Below are 18,081 nucleotides of genomic sequence, written 5' to 3'. Positions count from 1 at the left end.
GCTGCGTAATCGGTGGCAAACAATGTGTTACTGATCATTGCTCTCAATCGTCCTGCCAATCTCCGGAGTTTAAGCTGTTCTTCAATCTCCAAAACCAGATCACCGCGATCGTGATGGCGTAGTGCAATGCAAGCCCCCAGGCAAAAATCTGGACCGTTTCCAGAACGCCCAACCCGGCCAGCGCACCTCCGGCCAATAAGCCTGAACTGACCATGGCGCGCTGCAAATGGATCTTAAGAATGGCCGCTTGACCGCCTGCGAAATTTAGAATGACCATTGCGGGATAGGTGATGAACTGGAAAAATAAGTAGACCGAAAGCGCCGAGGAAAGTTGTCCGGCAAGGCGCCATTCTTCGCCGAACACAAAACCGAAAGTGGGCTCGGCAAAAAACCACAAAAACACGGCACAGGGCGCGCCAACGGCGGCAGCGCGCAGCAGGACATATTTTATTGCCTTAACCGCCTCTTCCGAGCCACGGCGATCATGCCGAATAGAAGCCAACTCGGCATAAAGCACCCGACTAAGGCTTTGCCCAATCAAGTTAACCGGTAGCGAAAGACTCATGATAGCCAAGGATAACTGCCCTGCGGCAGCGGGTGTGTAGAGCGCCGAAACAAAAAGCACCGGTGCCTGCACACCGTAAGATGCCAGCAATTGCGCAGGCGTTCGGTAGACTAGATATGACTGGTAGCGCTTCATGGTTTTCCTGAGCCGTATCGGCGAGCGAAGCGCAGCGCGTAGATTTCTTCCGGCGCCGGAAAGGCGCCCAATATACCAAAGTCCCGCACAATAGCCCAAAAGCTGACCCAAGATCAGCCCGGGACCACTTGCAGCTAAAAAACCCAACGAGATTTTTGTACCTTCGCCAACCCCTGCCTTGGCAATCTGTGAGGTGGCGATCGAGTGATAGTCCTTGCGACGCAATGCCAGGAGCGTCAGAAGTTCGGTACACACAACGGCAATCACTAGACTACCAGTTGCTATAGCCTCAAACCTCAACAATGGGTTTGAACTTCCGACGATCAGGAAAAATCCAAGCAGGCATAAACTGACGGTAACCATGGTCGAGATAAGCGAAACGGCCGCCAGTTCGAACGCGTGTTTCTCTGCTCGCGGAATGGGGATCGCTAAGTAATAGCCCAAGCCCGCTGCGGGCGCTGCCGTCAGGCCGATCGCCAGGCACAGCGCCAGGATCCCATAGTCCTCGGGCGCGTAGATCCGTGTCAAAATGGGGAGGCTGATCAGGCCGAGGACGCGCGCGCCCATCGCACCTGATGACATGCGGAGAATACCGCGACCAAGAGCGTTGACGTTCCCAATGCCCTGCCGCAGTGGCGGTTTTTTGCTGTTCATTGTTCCGATAAATGCAATTCCGATATCGGTTTGAAAGGCGGTGATGCGTCGGCCGAAACAGCGCTAGTCAATAATCTGGTTACTATGTCGAAGTTATTGCTGGCTGCTGTCAGTGTAGCTTTGCTTGCCAGTAGCTTGGAGCGATCAGCGAACGCTATTTCTGCGCTGACTTCCGGAGACACGACAATGGCCTCTTCAAGATCAATCTTGCGATAGAAGCGGGCTGTTTTGATATGTGAAGGTGTCGACAAGACAGGGACTCCCATTGCCGAAGCGCAAATGCCGACGTGCAATTTGGTGGTCATCACAAGACCACACTCCTTTATACTGTCCAAAAAAGTGTCGAGGTTATCTTTGAAAACAACCGTTTCGTATTCTGACCCGACAATATCTTTGATAATCGGGATGCTGGCGCGTGCTTTTTCATTGTCGCAATCGATAAAAATCCGGTACCGCCAGTCGTTGCGTTTTTTTAGCTCTTTCAGAGTCTTAATAAAGAGGTCCCGACATTCAGGATCGGCAACTGCGTCTCCCATATGCACACCGATCAGATTGTCGTCGGATGAAATATGCTCGCGTTGCTGGGCTTCTGCAGAAAGGTGAGAAAACGCCAAGTCATCGCAGGTGTTTGCGAGCGATGCCTGACAATAGTCCTTAAAATACTCCAGAGATTCTGTATCGCGCAGCAAAGCCAATGAAACGTTCTGAGTAGGAATGGCGCGTACCGCGCGGGCAATCATCCCGTTTCCTAAGGGTCCAAAGCCGACGCCCAAAAAAATAACATTCTTACTCTTTGCGGCAGCTTTTAGGGCGCGGCGGTGCCGTTTGAAGTAGTTTCTGATATGCCATTTAAATTGGCCTTTGGCAGGGGGACAGAAATAGCCACCTCCTGCAAAGACTGTCAGGTCAGGCGTCTCTCCTGGCGCCAAAGGACGTGTCTCATTTTCTGGGTCATAAACACTCTGCATTGCTTCGGGTAAGTTGGCCCGCAATACGTCACTGGAAGAAAATGAGTTTTTTATCAGGTTTAAAGTGATGCGCCACAGCAATACGTCGCCAAAATTTGGAGCAAAATAAGAAGCATGCAAAAGAATTTTTCTATGCCCGGTCAAGACGGTACCCCATAAAGAGCAGTTTGTTAGGGCCGGGATATAACGGCTTTCGTTCCCCTTGGACAGACGATTATCTTACAAAATTTCCGGTTTCGACGTTGGTTTAAACGCCCACAAATTTTCAGTTTGCACAAATCCGATTCAGGTCGTCACGACTTGCCTGTCGTATCATTGAAAAAGCAAAAAATGCTGTTTAAAACAGTTTCTTTTTTAGCCAGTTTCTTCGGTACCACCGAGTTAAGTTGGCCAAAGAATACTTTCTGCGTAGGTTTCGCAGTTGCAATGCCGTGCCATCATAAACCTTGAGCCCTGCTGTCATTTAGGTATCACGCTGACGATAAGGCCGATGTCGCTGTTTGAGGCAATCAAAAAGGGCAAGAGCTCCTGGCACTGCACCGCGATCCGGTTTTCGCTGCGGCACACGCCCTTAACGGATTCCAAGCAACTACAATTGAAGACGTCAATGACGTTCCGCGCTCGAATTTGCGCCCATTCTCAAATGAGTCGGGCACAACGCCAAGCGATTGCCGTCGGTTCGTCCGCTGCGAGATCGTTAAGAGCGTTCTATCCGCGTGCAACGCTCAGGTCAGCGATTTCAAACTTAAAGAACATCGCAGCTGCGCCGTTTCCGGTGCCGTTAACGGGCGATCGGTAATCCCATAGGAGTAGAGGCGCGCTCTACCCGGCAGCACCCTGTCGCCCGCGCCAATAGTCTGCGCGCCTTTGATTGTAATGCCAGTCTCATCTGCCCAAAACTCCGTGGCATCCGATTTTAAATCTGGAAAACTAGTAACGAACTTATCTTCAACCTGATCATCCAAGAGATACCAGAGCGTGCGCTCTCCAGTTTCAGTGATGTCATATCGATTGCGACGGTTCTGGTATGGCGTTGCTACGGCGCCCAATTCGAGTTGTGCCTGCCCAAGGAAGATGCCCTTCACTCCGTCACCCGTTACATCAACCCCCATATGTTCCCGGGGCTGAATCTGGAGGCTTTTGTCACCCGAACCGGTGCAGTTTAGTTGGGTTGAAACCCTGTACAATCCCCGACCGACGTCTTGTACAATTGGCGTACCCGAAAGAACCGCGCCCGTCGTCAAATCGACCTCAAAAGCACCGCGCGAGGCAGCAAAGCCACTCCCTCCGGTGAAATGAAGGATTGGATACTCAGCTGCAGCCGCAATAATAGAGAACGTACCTGTCTGAAATTCCTCGGCGGTCGTGGGTAGGTCAACAAATGTTAGACCATTTTGTCCTGCCCTTGCGGTCAGTTTAACCATCTCAAATTCTTTGGCTACTAAGGTACTGGCCGATAGAATTCCGGCATTCTCGTTCCACCCTTCGAAGGTCGGGGAATTGTCCAACAGGTTCCTGATCCCGCTCGCTGGGTGCCGCGCGAGTGTAGGTCGGTAGCCAGTGTTTAAGCTTTGCACGGCATGGTGCCCAGCGATTTCACGTACTGAAAGATCCGCGATAGTGACATCAGCTGGACCAGACCGCCGTTTGATGCTGAGATACTCCACAGTCGTTTGTAGAAGGATACTGTGCCGACCCACAGTGACTGGCAATGAAGGGTTTCCGGGCATTCCGCTGATAGTCAAACTACCGAAGCCGTATGCCGCCACGGTGTATTCGACGATGTACCACTTTCCGATCGTTAGAACGTTTGCCTGCGCAACGTTTGAGTAAGAGCCATCAAGTGAATAGATGCGCACCCCTTTATCAACCAGGGCAGTGGAACCGTTTGTTGCCCAATGCGTCCCGCTCTCGCTGAAATCTCCGTCTGTAACGACATTCGGCCCGCGTACTAGGCTATCCGACTTATCCAACATCAAACCGACCCGCTGACCCGGGCCTGTTACCGGTGCGATGCCCGCACCATCTTGAAACAGAGTGCGCAAATCGGAGGGGTCGAACCACACCAACGGGTTCACGCTACCAATCCCACGACGCGCACTGCGAACCGCCACGGATGGAATGGAGAAACCTATGTTAATCATTGTAACTGCCCATTTTAATTTCACTCATTGTTTGACGCCGCGTTTCGTTGATTGAAGCCCGTTGCGCCCGGCTAAGGCCTATTGCGCGGGACATATCTTCAGGTTTTCAACATATTGAGCATTGTAATTTCATTGCAGGAGTTTCCGCACTGCCATCAAACTTAGGGAGCAGCGTGATCAGAGATTTGGATCACACAGTTGCGCGCATTAGCTAGGTGTCGTGGCAGTTAGCCCTCGAAGTGCGGTTTCATTTCTTGGTTCCAGAGATGATTTCCGAACTTCGTTGCATTTCTGTTAGGCAATAGGTCTGTTTGGTTAGGAACAACGCAACATAGCTTGACAACAGATGCATTGCCGCCTGGGTCGAGATGAGCGAAACGCCGCGCGTGCCCTTTTTTCGCATAGGTGATGGTCGGCTTGGTTGCCAAGCTTCGCGAGGAAAAGACCGTGACCATCGACGTGACCCACCTGACGGCACACAGCACCGGGACCAGCATAGCAGCGAAAAAGGGGGACTCGACTGCTTGATTGGTAGACCCAGGGCGGCATGAACGCCAAACTGCATGTTGCCTGTGACAGCCAAGGCAAGCGCTAATGAATGCTTGCCAATGGCTTTTCAGCAGTTGCTCTCACTGAGATCGTCATCTGTTTGGTTAAGGTTTCCAACCTAAAAAACTGTGACACCGACCGAAATTATCGCGGATTTGAACTAACCTTGGTAGTTTCATGGAAGTCTAACTGAAAACAGATGGACGCCAATCTCACTTTTATGAACATAAATTTCGATCAACTAGTAAGGGATCGGTCTGGGGCTATGTTTTGAAAGGAGAATTAGGCATTCAATCTTAAATTGAGTTCCTCTATTTCAGCCATTGATATATTTTCTGGCGTATCTCATCTGCTCGAAAAAAGTTGTCTTTCTCATATGGTACAAATGAAAAAGTCTCCCATGTCCGGTTTTGAAATACCTTTGAAAGATCCTCGACGTCGAAACAGACCGGTGCATAGGAATTCTGGTGCAAAAACTGTGCGAGTTCGATTTGATGAGTATCTGCGCGTTCCAGATTTGGGACCGCGATGAAGGGAATTCGTTCCTCGAGCAAATAGTAAACCGTACCGGCACCGCAGTGCGTTATGAGAATGGCATCGCGATGACGGGACAAGAAATTTTTTTCTAGTGTGACCCAAGGATGATTGTGTGGCTGGTACGTCCCGGGACCAATTTGAGATAGAAACTCAAACTCCCCAAACTTATCGGACAGTGTGTCCACTTTTTCAATCAAGCTATCAAAAGCGGTGGTTCCAACGGTAGTAACAAACTTCATAGCCGCCCCGAATAGCCGGCAGTGGGGAATAGTTCTAAAAGAGATTTATTTTGTACATAGAATAGGTTAGCGATCCGGTACATACACCTGCCGGTGGCCGATCTGCTGGAAAATCGGCTCCAAGTCTCCAAGTAAATCACTTTGCGCCCTCTAAGTCTGAAAACCAATGCAGGAACCACTGCAATACCTGGACCCGTTGATACAAGAACACGACACTGAGAGGTGGCTGCTATATACAACAGTCGATTCAATGATCTGAAGGCTAAGGAAACGGATTGAAAGAACGATTTGGCTTCCTTTTCTCTCATTGGTTGTACCACGTGCTCAGCGGACGCGATGCCATTGGAAATACCAGAACGATCTACAATCGCAGTACAAAATGCGGCATCAAGCTCAAGCAACTTCACGAGGCGTGCCATTTGTTCCCTGTGCCCGCCTTCACCAAACACCAACAACACTTGATCGCCCTGACTATCTTCCTTTTTTTTTAGAAATCTTCTCACCGGCCTCAAATTCCTGACCTTTTCTCAATCTTAATCAGAACTTTTTCGTCATTAGTCAAAGTGAGGGATAGTGTCCATCGCATGCCGCAATGATCAGCCCCAATTCAGTGACCCAATTGGGGATTTTGCCTTTGGTGAAGTTGTTGTTTTTGAGGCTCAGCATGCCGCGTAGATCCCCGTTCAAACAACACCGTTTTCCCGGCGACATCGTATTTTACGCCATTCGTTGATAGCTGCGGTATCCGCTTTCTTACAGAGACGTTGTCGCTCTGCTGGCCGAACGTAATGTCATGGTTGATCGCTTGATGGCGCACCGAGGGATGTAGAATTTTAGTCCGGAACTGACCAAGCGAATCGACGTGCACCCGAAGCGTGCCACCGACGGTTGTCACGCGGATGCGCTTACTTCCAGATCTGCGGCATGTAGCAATACTTTCAGCGCCGTCAACGCGAAGCAAGTGATGGTGACCGAAGGCCTGCCGGACAACAAAACTATGTTTCTTGATGTTCCGGTTTGAATCGGTCCATTTTGGAAGACGATGCGGGCTGGTGTTCTAGTTGGCGTACTTTCCGGCCCGGAAACGCTCATCCCCTGGATAACCTTTCTTCCAGAGATGGTTCTTCACTAAACGGTCGATAACTTAGTCTGACGCAGGCAGTGCGGTGAAAACAGTCAAACAAGTTGGCTATACTGTTGTTGATCCTGAGTTTTGGTTTTTTGGTCAGGGGCAATCTTGCTAGGTGATCCGGAAACATATACTTCCTCAATAGCGCGATCGTCTCCCATCATCTGCAAAACAAACAATTCCTCTGCAAGACTTCCAACGCGGTCCATACGCAATGCCATGGCGGGGGTGCTGCGCGCATTCAGGACGACGATATCTGCCTCTGTTCCGGGTTTCAGGTTTCCAATTTTGTCTTCCATCCCAAGAACGCAGGCATTTCCGAGTGTTGCCCAGTGGAAGGCCTGCAGCGGATGTAGGGCAAGCCCTTGCAATTGCAGGATCTTATAACCCTCGTTGAGCGTCTGCAGCATCGAATAGCTGGTACCTGCACCCACATCCGTTGCAATTCCATTTGAGATACCGCGCGCGTTCAGACCCCCGTGGTCAAAAAGGCCGCTTCCAAGGAACAGGTTTGACGTCGGACAAAACACAGGATGCGCGCCAGTTTCTGCCAGAGCGTCGATCTCACGTGGTTCCAGATGAATGGAGTGTCCTAGCAGTGTCTTTTGACCCAGCAAACCATAAGACTGGTAGACATCCAGATAGTCGCGCGCCTGCGGGTAAAGCTGCTTGGTAAAGGCGATCTCATCCTTGTTTTCTGATAGATGAGTCTGGATGTGACAATCCGGATGCTCCTTCGCCAGCGCCTGAGTCATTGCCATCTGATCCGGCGTGGACGTGATTGCAAACCGAGGGGTGAGGACATAGCCGTTGCGACCCTTTCCATGCCAGTCGGCGATCAGGACTTTGGTGTCATCGTACCCGGTTTGCGGAGTGTCCTGTAGCCCTTCGGGTGCATTGCGGTCCATCAGGACCTTGCCACCGAGCATGCGCATGTTTCGTCTGGTTGCCTCGGTGAAAAAAGCATCCGCCGACGTCTTGTGCACGGAGCAATAGGCCACGGCGGTCGTGGTGCCGTGGGTGACCAGCTGATCGAAGAACGCCCGTGCCATATTCGCACTGTGCGCATCCGAGGCAAAACGGGTTTCTTCCGGGAAGGTGTAGTTGTTGAGCCAGTCCAAAAGCTGCGCGCCCCATGAAGCGATCACCTGTACTTGTGGGAAGTGGATATGCGTGTCGATGAAACCCGCCATCATCAGGTGGGGGCGATGGTCTGTCACCGGCGCGCCCCCGGCTTTCGCGCTGATCTCGGTAAAGGGACCCGTATCTTGGATGATCCCGTCCTGAATCAGCAGGGCACCGTCTTCGAGATACGTGTATGCGCCGGAATCTTCGCCATTCTGGGGTTCGCGATGAAAGGTCAGCAGACGACCGCGAAGCAATCTCTGTGTCATGGAAGGTCTCATATGTTGGGGAGTGAAAACTAGGGGGCGGCTTTGCGGCCGCCCCGCTATGGATCAGGCCTGTTGTGCAGGCGTGTCATCGTCGATCATATCGGGCTCATCCGGTACGATCACGCGATGCTCGAGGTCCTCTTTGGGAGCGAACACCGGGTAGATGTAAAGGAAAGCACCGATGATCAGATAGCCGATGGTGATCCCATCGAATTGAGGCATCTGCAGCGTGTAGGAGTGGATGATCCCAACCGAAGACATCAACGCGCCTGCAGCGGCAAACGCCCCTGCCATCCGGAAGCGGCCGTCAATCACGTCGGCCACGATTGCACCCCAGACCAGTCCTGTGATGATTGCACCCTGGCTCAGGGCAAGATGTCCCTCGTAGTGGGCACCTTCCATGAGCAGGGCTGCGGTCAGACCTTCATCGCCCAAGGAGGGCAGGCCTTCGACTCCGCTGCTGCGCAGTGCGTTCATCAGAGATCCCCACTTGACCATCAAGAAAGCCGAGATGTGGGGCAGGATCGCAAAGGATACGGCTGCCATATGCATTGGCTTAACGGCCCAGGCAGTATTGGTGATCAGGCTCACAGAAACAAAAACCAATACAGGTGCCGCAGCTGCAATCGGGATCAAGCCGGCGAGGAAGGACAGGAAGCCGAGGAAGGCAGCTGCTGCGATCACGAGGGCAACACCGACGATATATCCTGCATGGGCATCCAGCCGTTTATAAGCGGGGTGACCGATGTAAACGGTCGTCGGGAAAGGCGAGCCAAAGAGAGCACCCAGCATTGTGCCCGCGCCATCCGTCACCTGGCACAGTCCAACAGGGTAATGATCCCCGGCAGCTTCGGCCGATTCCACGTTGTTCATCGTTTCGATGAAGTTGTAGATCTGCACCGGGATCAGCACCAGAAACAGCTCGGGGTTGGCGAACAGGTACTGAACACCGACGATAAGGTCACCGAAATAAGGAATTGGCGGGTAAAAGCCGATGCCGCTGACGTCGATTTTGGATTCACCAAGAATAATGGCAATTACTGTACCAGCAGCGATGGCGACAAGACCGGCAGGGATGTTGCCCGGCAGGCGGAAACGACCGATCAGACCCCAAAGGATAAACAGCAGCGAGGTAAAGCCGATGATGGGGTTCTCGAACACTTCGGCCAGCGGGACCGAACCGATGAAGACCAAGGCGATGCCGCAAAGCGTACCCAGCATACCTGCGCGTGGCGTGATCCGCTTGAGGTATGGGCCAACAATGGCACCCAATGCCGCAACGATGCCGCCCATGAAGCCAGCTCCGATGCCGACTTGCCAGGCAAGCATGGGGTCATTGGTTGCCCAATAGATAGGACCGATCACCCCAAACAGGTAGACGAACATTACCGGCGTCGAGATGCCATAGGGCAGGGCGGTTACATCTTTGCCCTGTTTGTTAGCCGCGTATTTTGCGAGATACGTATAAACTGTGACCCCCGCTAGGATCGCAATCGCGGCTCCAGGGACGATGCGGCCGAAAACAATGTCCGCGGGCATTTGGAAAACGAACTGGCAGACCCCGGACAGGATCAGCAAGTTGACAAGGTTGTCAGTAAACAGCGCCCAAAAAGCGCTGAAATCGCTGCGGGTAAACAGCTTGTATTCGTAGGTCCTCCCGTCCATGACGGTCTCCTCCTCTGATGTAACCGGAATGGCCTGACGGACGTCAGGCCGATCTCCCTTTCCGGTCGTGATAGTGGCCCTGCAGGGGCGCCTGGTTTGCCCCGGTCGGGGCGGTCGCGGCAGTTTCAGAGGTCAATTCAGCCATCACTTCGGCCACCACAAAGGCGGCGATGACGCTGGGCCGCTTGTCGCGGCTACCGCTAGCCCCGATGGGGCATTTCAAATGTTCGATAGACTGTCCGTCACAATGTTTGTGCGCCCAGTTCCGGAGTTTTACCCGCTTGGTGGCGGACCCGATCATCCCCACATACGCGGCGTCTTGACGCTCCAATGCTGCTGATGTCAGCAGGAAATCCAGCCCGTGATCGTGCGTCAGAACAATAAAGGCACTGCGGGCAGGCGCGCCCCAAACATCGGATTCCGGGATCGCGCTGACCCGGGTTTCGACACTTGCCGTGCAGAGTTCGATCTCTTCGGGTCGGGTGTCGACAAGGATGCAGCGCACCGGCAGGTGCTGAAGCTGATTGGCCAAAGCGCGTCCGACGTGGCCCGCGCCCATGACATAGACATGGGGCAATGCCTCTTCGCGCTGGGCGGCCCGTTCAGTTGCGGCCCATTTGTCGGACGCGCGCATGCGGGTCAGTTTCAATTCGACCCGCCCACCGCAGCATTGTCCGATTTCCGGACCAAGCGGCACATCCAGATCCTGATGCAATACCCCATCGCGCAGCATGTCCCGCGCGGCGTTGATGGCCATGAACTCAAGCTGGCCACCGCCGATGGTTCCCCACAACGCCCCTGGTGCCACGAACATCTCGGTCCCTTCGTTGCGCGGCGACGACCCGCGCACGCGGGTCAGCGCAACGCGGATCACGCTGTGCTGTGTGGACAGAAATTTGCTCAGGGAACCGGGGACAGTCATGGCTCAGTGCCTTTCTTGCAGTCGCGCAACAGCCATCAGCACACGTTCGGGCGTGGCGGGCGCGTCAAGGCGCGGGCATTCGCGGTAATCGGCGACAGAGGCCACGGCCATCGAAAGCGCTTCAAAAACCGAAATGCCCAGCATGAACGGCGGTTCACCAACAGCCTTAGACCGTTTGATGGTGAGCTCGCGGTTTTCCGACCAATCGGCGAGATTCACATTGAAGATGCGCGGGCGGTCTGATGCGAGCGGGATTTTGTATGTCGACGGAGCATGGGTGCGCAGACGGCCAGCATCGTCCCACCAAAGCTCTTCGGTGGTCAGCCATCCCATGCCCTGAATAAAGGCGCCTTCTACCTGACCCTTGTCGAGGACAGGATTCAGCGAGCGCCCGACGTCGTGCAGCACATCTGTACGTTCGACGCGATACTCACCTGTCAGGGTGTCGATCGTCACTTCCGAGCACGACGCGCCATAGGCGTAGTAATAGAAAGGTCGCCCCTGACCCTTGGCCCGGTCCCAGTGGATTTTGGGGGTTTTGTAGAAGCCTGCAGCCGATAGTTGCACGCGCGCCAGATAGGCTTGCTTGATGAACGCATCGAAGGGCAGAACCTCTTGTCCGATGAACACCTGGTTAGCGTGAAAGGCCACTTCCTCTGGAGCAACGTTCCAGTTCTCGGCTGCGAACTTCACCAGACGCTCTTTGATCTGTTCCACCGCATTCAACGCGGCCATGCCGTTCAGATCGGTCCCGCTTGAGGCCGCAGTGGCCGAAGTGTTCGGAACTTTCTCGGTGGTTGTTTTGGTGATCTTGATCCGGCTGAAATCGACCTGGAAAGCCTCGGCCACGACCTGCGCAACCTTGGTGTTGAGGCCTTGCCCCATTTCGGTGCCGCCGTGGTTCAGGTGGATCGAGCCGTCGTTATAAACATGCACCAGCGCGCCAGCCTGATTGTACCAGGTCGCGGTAAAGGAAATGCCGAACTTGACGGGTGTCAGCGCGATGCCCTTTTTTAGGATCGGCGATGTCTTGTTGTATGCAATGATCTCCTGACGGCGCTGGCGATATTCTGAAGTCTCTTCCAGTTCTCCGATCAACCGGTCAAGGATGCTGTCTTCGACCTCTTGGTGGTACGGAGTTACGTTGCGGTCTTCGGTGCCGTAGAAATTTGCCTTGCGCACATCCAGCGGGTCTTTCCCCGTGGCATAGGCAATCTCTTCGATCATCCGCTCGGCCGCGATCACACCCTGCGGTCCGCCAAAACCGCGGAACGCCGTGTTGGAGACGGTGTTTGTCTTCATCGGATGGCTGTTCAGCCGCACGTTCGGATAGAAATAGGCGTTGTCCGCGTGGAATAGCGCCCGATCGGTCACTGGGCCCGACAAGTCTGCCGAGAAACCGCAGCGCGCCGCGAAGCTGCCTTCGACCGCCTGAATGCGGCCATCGTCGTCAAAGGCGACGTCATAATCGATTACGAAATCATGGCGTTTGCCGGTCGCAGTCATATCCTGATCCCGGTCGGGGCGGATTTTCACGGCGCGGTTCCACTTTTTGGCGGCCATGGCGGCGACCACGCAGAACAGGTTCATCTGGCTTTCTTTGCCGCCAAACCCACCGCCCATGCGGCGCACATTGACCACAACGGCATTGGACGGCACCCCAAGAACATGGGCCACCATGTGCTGAGCCTCGGACGGGTGCTGCGTCGAACAATGCACGATCACGTCATCGTCTTCGCCCGGTATCGCAAATGCGATATGTCCTTCGAGGTACATATGGTCCTGACCGCCAACACTCATCCGGCCTTTGATCCGGTTCGGAGCCGCCGCCTGAGCTGGCGCGACGTCGCCGCGTTCCAACTTGAGGGGCGCCGTGACATGTGGATATCCAGCTTCCTGCGCGGCAATCGGGTCCAGCGCATGAGGCAGGGTCTCATATTCGATTTTTGCCAGCTCCGCTGCGCGGCGTGCGATGTCGCGGGTTTCGGCAACTACGGCGAACAATGGCTGCCCATGAAATTGAATCGCGTCGGTTGGAAATACCGGCTCATCGTTCAGATGCGTCGGGCTGATATCATTAGCCCCCGGCACGTCATCTGCGGTCAGCACACCGACGACCCCCGGCGCGGCCAGGACTTCGGTGAAATCGATGCCCAAGAGCTTGGCATGAGCGACGTCAGAGACGCCGAGATAGGCATGCAGCGCACCTTCCGGTAATGCAATGTCGTCGGTGTAATCGGCTTGCCCGGTGACGTGCTTGATCGCACTGTCGTGTTTGACGTTGGTGTGGGCCGATCCAATGATGGAAACGTTATCTTTCATTTTCGCCGCTCCTGATTAGGCACAAGCCAGTTGAACTGGGGTGTCTGTCTGCGTGTCATGTTCGAGGAAGAACCGACGCAACAGGTTTTGGGCGGTCAGCATTCGGTAGTCAGACGAGGCACGCCAATCGGTCAGAGGAGAGAAGTCCTTTGCCAGCGCCTCGGCGGCCGCTTCAAAGGTTTCGTGCGTCCAAAGTTGACCGTTCAACGCTGCTTCGGCAGTAGTGGCGCGCTTAGGCGTGGTAGCCATGCCGCCGAATGCGATGCGCGCATTGGCGATTTTACCGTCTGCAACCGTCATGTGGAGACCAGCGGCCACGGAGGATATGTCCTCATCACGACGCTTTGAGATCTTATAGGCTGCATTCAGATCGTCGGGCCCGGGCAGCGGCACACGGATACTTTCGACAAACTCATCGTGTCGGCGGTCCTGTTTGCCGTAGTCGATGAAGAAGTCAGCCAGTGGCAGTGTCCGGCTTTCGGTGCCGCGCCGCAGCGTGATTTCCGCTCCAAGCGCAATAAGAACCGGTGGCGTGTCCCCGATAGGAGAGCCGTTGGCGATATTCCCGCCAACAGTTCCCATGTTCCGCACCTGCCACCCTGCGATGCGATCCCAGTAGGAGGACAGGTGTGGCAGGTGTTCAGACAGGAGTTCTTGGCAATCGGTGTAGCTGGCGCCAGCACCAATCAGGAGGAGCGAACCCTGTCTTTCGACTGTTTTCAGGTCTTCAAGATGACCGATGAATATCGCAGGTCCAATGTTGCGCAGGAATTTGGTGACCCAAAGGCCGACATCCGTGGCCCCGGCTACGATTGTGGCTTTGGGATAGGTTTTCAGACATTCGGCAAGATCATCAACACTGAACGGAATAATGCTTAGGCTGTCCACTGGACCGGAGACGACGCGTCGCCCGTCCTTAAGGCCCGCCAGACGCGCGGTCATGGTTTCACGTTCGGTGTTCAGGTGATCTGATGCAGGTGTTCCATAGCGGCTGACGGCCACTGCGGCGCGGATGATTGGTTCATACCCGGTGCAGCGGCACAGGTTGCCTTGCAGCGCGGTTTCAACCTGCGCCTCGGTCGGCTCAGGTGTTTGCATCCATAGTGCATAAAGCGCCATGACGAAGCCCGGAGTGCAGAACCCGCACTGGCTGCCGTGGTGATCAATCATCGCCTGCTGAACCGGGTGCAAACGACCATCAGGGCCGGCCAGGTGTTCGACTGTTACGACATGACACCCGTCGACAGAGGCAAGAAATCGGATGCAGGCATTCACCGGCATGTATACCAGACCGGCGTCACCAAGCCGTCCGACGAGTACGGTGCAAGCCCCGCAGTCACCTTCGGCGCAACCTTCCTTCGTACCTGTCAGGCGACGCTCCAGCCGCAGAAAATCCAGAAGTGTTTGATCTGCTGATACGTCTGGTACCGATACATCCTTACCATTGAGGATAAATTGGATGTCAGTGCGATGCGTCATGGAATTCTCCCTCTGCCCCTGCCTTCCGGTGGGTGGTCGAGGAAACCATAAAAGCAAAGATTGAGTCGGAAAATCGCCGCAAACGGCAAATACTTTCAACAGAACGTTGAAAAAGACTGCCCCATGACGCAGTCTCTCTTCATCGGGAGGATTGAATGTCTTACATCGAAAGCCTGCGGGTCTTTGTTAGAGTAATGGAGCTCGGTAGCATCACGTCCGGCGGGCGCGATCTGCGGTTGACGCCGGCCGTAGCCAGCAAGCGGTTGAAAGAGTTGGAAAACCATCTGGGCGTACGACTTTTCAACAGAACAACCCGTTCGATGACACCGACCGAAGTTGGAACCGTGTTTTATGATGAGGCCAAGGCCGTTCTGTTGGCGCTCGACCATGCCGAAGCGCGTGTCGCCAGCTTTTCGGACGCCCCGCGAGGCGCGATCCGCATCACCGCGCCGCTTGGGGTCGGGCGAAGAATCGTTGCACCGCTGGTTCCGGAATTCTCGGATCTCTATCCAGAAATCGAGATTCGCATGCGCTTGTCCGACCGAAAGGTGGATATCTTGGCCGACGGTCTGGATATCGCATTTTTTATTGGAGAGCCTGGTGATTCTACGATGAAACTGCGGAAGTTTGCGGATTGTGATCGTGTTCTGTGCGCTTCTCCCGAGTACTTATCCAAATTTGGTGTGCCCATCACACCCGATGACTTGTTGCACACACCGCACAACTGCCTCTTGTTGCGTTATCCAAGGTCGCCGGAATACTTTTGGACGCTTCGTACCGACATGGGGCCACGAAAGCTTGAGGTTCGCGGCAAGTATGATGCGGACGACGGTGATGTGCTGACGGATTGGGCCTTGGCCGGAAAGGGGGTCGTCAACAAGCCGCGCTTTGATGTGCGGGAGTATCTTGAGGATGGCCGGTTAGTCGAAGTCCTACCCGAGACGCCGCCGTTGGCAACGATTTTCGGGTGTCTGTATCCTCACAAAAAGCTTCAGGATCCGAAAGTACGTCTGTTTGTTGAGCATGTGGCGAAACACAGCAGAAGATTTTTCGCGTAACGCGTAGACACAAAAAAACTGGGCGAGAGAACCCAGTTATCTGTCAGATCTTTGATGAAAGGCGTCTATTGATCCCGAACTTCGCGCACCCACGCGATGATTTTCTGGCGCGCCTCGTCATCCATTTGAACCGCCGATGGCGGCGGCATTGCGTGGCTGATGCCGGCCTGCAAATAGATTTGGTCAGCCTGGCGGGCCACGTCACCCGGCGTTTCCAAGTAAACGTTCTTTGGTGCCCATTTCATTGTGCCGTAGACCGGCTCGCGTGCGTGGCACATTGAACAATTGCCCAGAACCGTGTCGTAGGCTTCGTCAAACCCCGCAGCTGACGCATATTTCTGCTCATATGGCGTCAGTTCGCGCGCTTCGGCATCTTCCCATGTTTCACCACTTCTGACCGAAGACAGCCAGGCGATGATGACCATCAGTAGGACCGTGACACCCCAAGTCCAGTGTGGGCCCTTCCCGGTTGCATGCATCGTGTTGAAATAGTGCCGGATAGTCACGCCTGTCAGAAAGATCAGGCTGGCGATGATCCACGAATACTCGGTGCCGAAGGCCAGCGGATAATGGTTCGACAGCATCAGGAAGACGACCGGCAAAGTCAGGTAGTTGTTATGTGTAGAGCGTACCTTGGCGATCTTCCCGTACTTGGCGTCCGGCGTTCGTCCGGCCTTGAGATCTTCGACTACGATCCGCTGGTTCGGCATGATCTGAAAGAAGACGTTGGCCGTCATGATTGTCGCGGTGAAGGCACCAAGATGCAAAAGCGCGGCACGGCCCGTGAAGACTTGGTTATAGCCCCAGGACATGATCACCAGGATCACGAACAAAAGCAGCATCAGTACGGTCGGATGATCGCTCAACTTCGATTTACACATCTGGTCATAAAGCAGCCAGCCGATGGTCAGCGATCCGCCAGAGATCAGGATCCCCTGCCACAGCGCCAGATCCACCTTGGTCGGATCCAGAAGGAACAGCTCACCACCTACCCAGTAGATGATCATGAGCAACGCCGCACCCGAAAGCCACGTCGTATAACTCTGCCATTTGTGCCAAGTCAGATGCTCGGGCATCCGTGCAGGGGCCACCAGATATTTGACGGTATGATAAAACCCGCCCCCATGTACTTCCCATTCTTCGCCGTACGCCCCATCTGGCAGGGCGGGGTTCGGCTTCAGCATGAGGTCAAGCGCGATAAAGTAGAATGACGCACCAATCCACGCCATCGCTGTGATCACATGCAGCCAGCGGACGGAAAAGGCGATCCACTCCCAAATTACGGCCAGGTCATACATGGCTTAGCTCCTAAGATTCTTTAGTTCCGAGTACTCTATGCGAGACTGATTTATTCTGGTATTGCCGGTAAAGACCAAGCAGTATCAAAAAATGCAAAAAAATGTCCTACCTTGATAACATCAGAACTTTTGTCCGGGTCTACGAATTGGGCAGTATGTCCGCCGCAGGCCGTGATCTACGGGTTTCACCGGCCGTAACCTCGGCACGAATATCGCAGCTGGAAGAGCATCTTGGCGTGCGCTTGTTTCAGCGCACGACCCGTAGCCTAACGCCGACTGAGCAGGGAAAGTCTTTTTATCGTGGGGCGGCAGAGATACTAGAGGCGGTCGAAAGTGCCGAAGCTCAGATCGTCAACATTACAGAGAACTTGAAAGGGTCACTGTACGTCGCAGCGCCATTGGGTGTTGGACGACGATTAATAGCGCCGCAAGTGCCAAAGTTTCTCGCTGAGTATCCTGAGGTCAATGTCAGGTTGAGGCTGACGGACCGGAAGGTTGATCTGACCACTGAAGGTCTGGATCTTGCGTTCTTTCTTGGTCAGCCAGAGGACAGCAATTTGCGTATTCGCAAGATTGCTGATGTTGAAAGAGTGCTTTGTGCTTCTCCGAAATACATCAAAAAGCATGGATTGCCTGAAAGCGGCGATGAAATTATCGCCGATCAGCATGAGTGTCTCAATTTGCGTTTTCCAGGTGCGACCGAATTTCAATGGCTTTTGCGAACCGATACGGGACCAAAACGATTTCGTGTCTCTGGTCGTTACGAGTCAGATGACGGTGATGTGCTGACGGATTGGGCGCTTGCCGGTCATGGTATTGCGTTGAAACCGATATTTGAGATTGCCCAGCATCTTAAGGCCGGAAATCTGGTCCCGGTCGCGGAAAAAACCCCGCCGGAACCGATTCAAATGGCGTGTCTCTTTACGCACCGCCGTATGCAGGACCCCAAAACGCGGCTTTTCATGGAGTTCATAATAGAGCGCATTGGATCTTCGATTGCCTCAACAAATACGTCCCGATAGG

General features: G+C 54.2%; 14 protein-coding genes. 2 read left to right on the top strand and 12 right to left on the bottom strand.

Annotated elements, in window-relative coordinates:
• Positions 1–43: 43 nt before the first annotated feature.
• The 11 genes from GOW92_RS10750 to xdhA all read right to left on the bottom strand — a co-directional run bounded on the left by GOW92_RS10750 (position 44) and on the right by xdhA (position 14,702).
• Positions 44–1,354, bottom strand: coding sequence for a lipopolysaccharide biosynthesis protein (locus GOW92_RS10750; protein ID WP_170560580.1), 1,311 nt, complete (start codon positions 1,352–1,354; stop codon positions 44–46).
• Complete coding sequence (locus GOW92_RS10745) at positions 1,351–2,466, bottom strand: polysaccharide pyruvyl transferase family protein (protein ID WP_170560579.1); 1,116 nt, start codon at positions 2,464–2,466, stop codon at positions 1,351–1,353. The genes GOW92_RS10750 and GOW92_RS10745 overlap by 4 nt, the downstream gene beginning before the upstream one ends.
• A 581-nt stretch (positions 2,467–3,047) precedes the next feature.
• Entirely contained in the window at positions 3,048–4,490 is a 1,443-nt protein-coding gene (locus GOW92_RS10740; RefSeq protein WP_170560578.1) for a phage head spike fiber domain-containing protein, read from the bottom strand.
• A gap of 836 nt (positions 4,491–5,326) precedes the next feature.
• On the bottom strand, positions 5,327–5,791 hold the full coding sequence (pssE, locus tag GOW92_RS10735) for a PssE/Cps14G family polysaccharide biosynthesis glycosyltransferase (RefSeq protein ID WP_170560577.1): 465 nt from the start codon (positions 5,789–5,791) through the stop codon (positions 5,327–5,329).
• Complete coding sequence (gene pssD, locus GOW92_RS10730; RefSeq protein WP_170560576.1) at positions 5,788–6,294, bottom strand: PssD/Cps14F family polysaccharide biosynthesis glycosyltransferase; 507 nt, start codon at positions 6,292–6,294, stop codon at positions 5,788–5,790. The genes pssE and pssD overlap by 4 nt, the downstream gene beginning before the upstream one ends.
• A 104-nt stretch (positions 6,295–6,398) precedes the next feature.
• Entirely contained in the window at positions 6,399–6,686 is a 288-nt protein-coding gene (locus GOW92_RS24775; RefSeq protein WP_217356543.1) for a hypothetical protein, read from the bottom strand.
• 281 nt (positions 6,687–6,967) lie between these two features.
• Complete coding sequence (gene guaD / locus GOW92_RS10725; RefSeq protein ID WP_170560575.1) at positions 6,968–8,314, bottom strand: guanine deaminase; 1,347 nt, start codon at positions 8,312–8,314, stop codon at positions 6,968–6,970.
• A gap of 63 nt (positions 8,315–8,377) precedes the next feature.
• Complete coding sequence (locus GOW92_RS10720; protein WP_170560574.1) at positions 8,378–9,979, bottom strand: xanthine/uracil/vitamin C permease; 1,602 nt, start codon at positions 9,977–9,979, stop codon at positions 8,378–8,380.
• Between the two features lie 43 nt (positions 9,980–10,022).
• Complete coding sequence (gene xdhC, locus GOW92_RS10715) at positions 10,023–10,901, bottom strand: xanthine dehydrogenase accessory protein XdhC (RefSeq protein ID WP_170560573.1); 879 nt, start codon at positions 10,899–10,901, stop codon at positions 10,023–10,025.
• A gap of 3 nt (positions 10,902–10,904) precedes the next feature.
• Positions 10,905–13,223 carry a xanthine dehydrogenase molybdopterin binding subunit gene (gene xdhB, locus GOW92_RS10710; protein ID WP_170560572.1) on the bottom strand — a complete coding sequence of 773 codons (2,319 nt, stop codon included), beginning with the start codon at positions 13,221–13,223 and terminating at the stop codon, positions 10,905–10,907.
• A gap of 15 nt (positions 13,224–13,238) precedes the next feature.
• Complete coding sequence (xdhA, locus tag GOW92_RS10705; protein WP_170560571.1) at positions 13,239–14,702, bottom strand: xanthine dehydrogenase small subunit; 1,464 nt, start codon at positions 14,700–14,702, stop codon at positions 13,239–13,241.
• A gap of 155 nt (positions 14,703–14,857) precedes the next feature.
• Between xdhA and GOW92_RS10700 the strand changes: the two genes are divergently transcribed.
• The gene (locus tag GOW92_RS10700; RefSeq protein WP_170560570.1) at positions 14,858–15,760 is read left to right on the top strand and encodes a LysR family transcriptional regulator; all 903 of its coding nucleotides are present in this window, start codon (positions 14,858–14,860) and stop codon (positions 15,758–15,760) included.
• 65 nt (positions 15,761–15,825) lie between these two features.
• Here GOW92_RS10700 and GOW92_RS10695 read toward each other — a convergent pair whose 3' ends face one another.
• On the bottom strand, positions 15,826–17,058 hold the full coding sequence (locus GOW92_RS10695) for a urate hydroxylase PuuD (protein ID WP_170560569.1): 1,233 nt from the start codon (positions 17,056–17,058) through the stop codon (positions 15,826–15,828).
• Between the two features lie 101 nt (positions 17,059–17,159).
• Here GOW92_RS10695 and GOW92_RS10690 point away from each other — a divergent pair, with 101 nt between their 5' ends.
• Positions 17,160–18,080 (top strand): LysR family transcriptional regulator, encoded by a 921-nt coding sequence (locus tag GOW92_RS10690; protein WP_170560568.1) that lies wholly within the window; start codon positions 17,160–17,162, stop codon positions 18,078–18,080.
• Position 18,081 lies beyond the last annotated feature (1 nt).

The organism is Ruegeria atlantica (assembly GCF_013032505.1).
Classification (GTDB): domain Bacteria; phylum Pseudomonadota; class Alphaproteobacteria; order Rhodobacterales; family Rhodobacteraceae; genus Ruegeria; species Ruegeria atlantica_F.
This window is presented reverse-complemented; position numbering and strand designations above follow the sequence as displayed.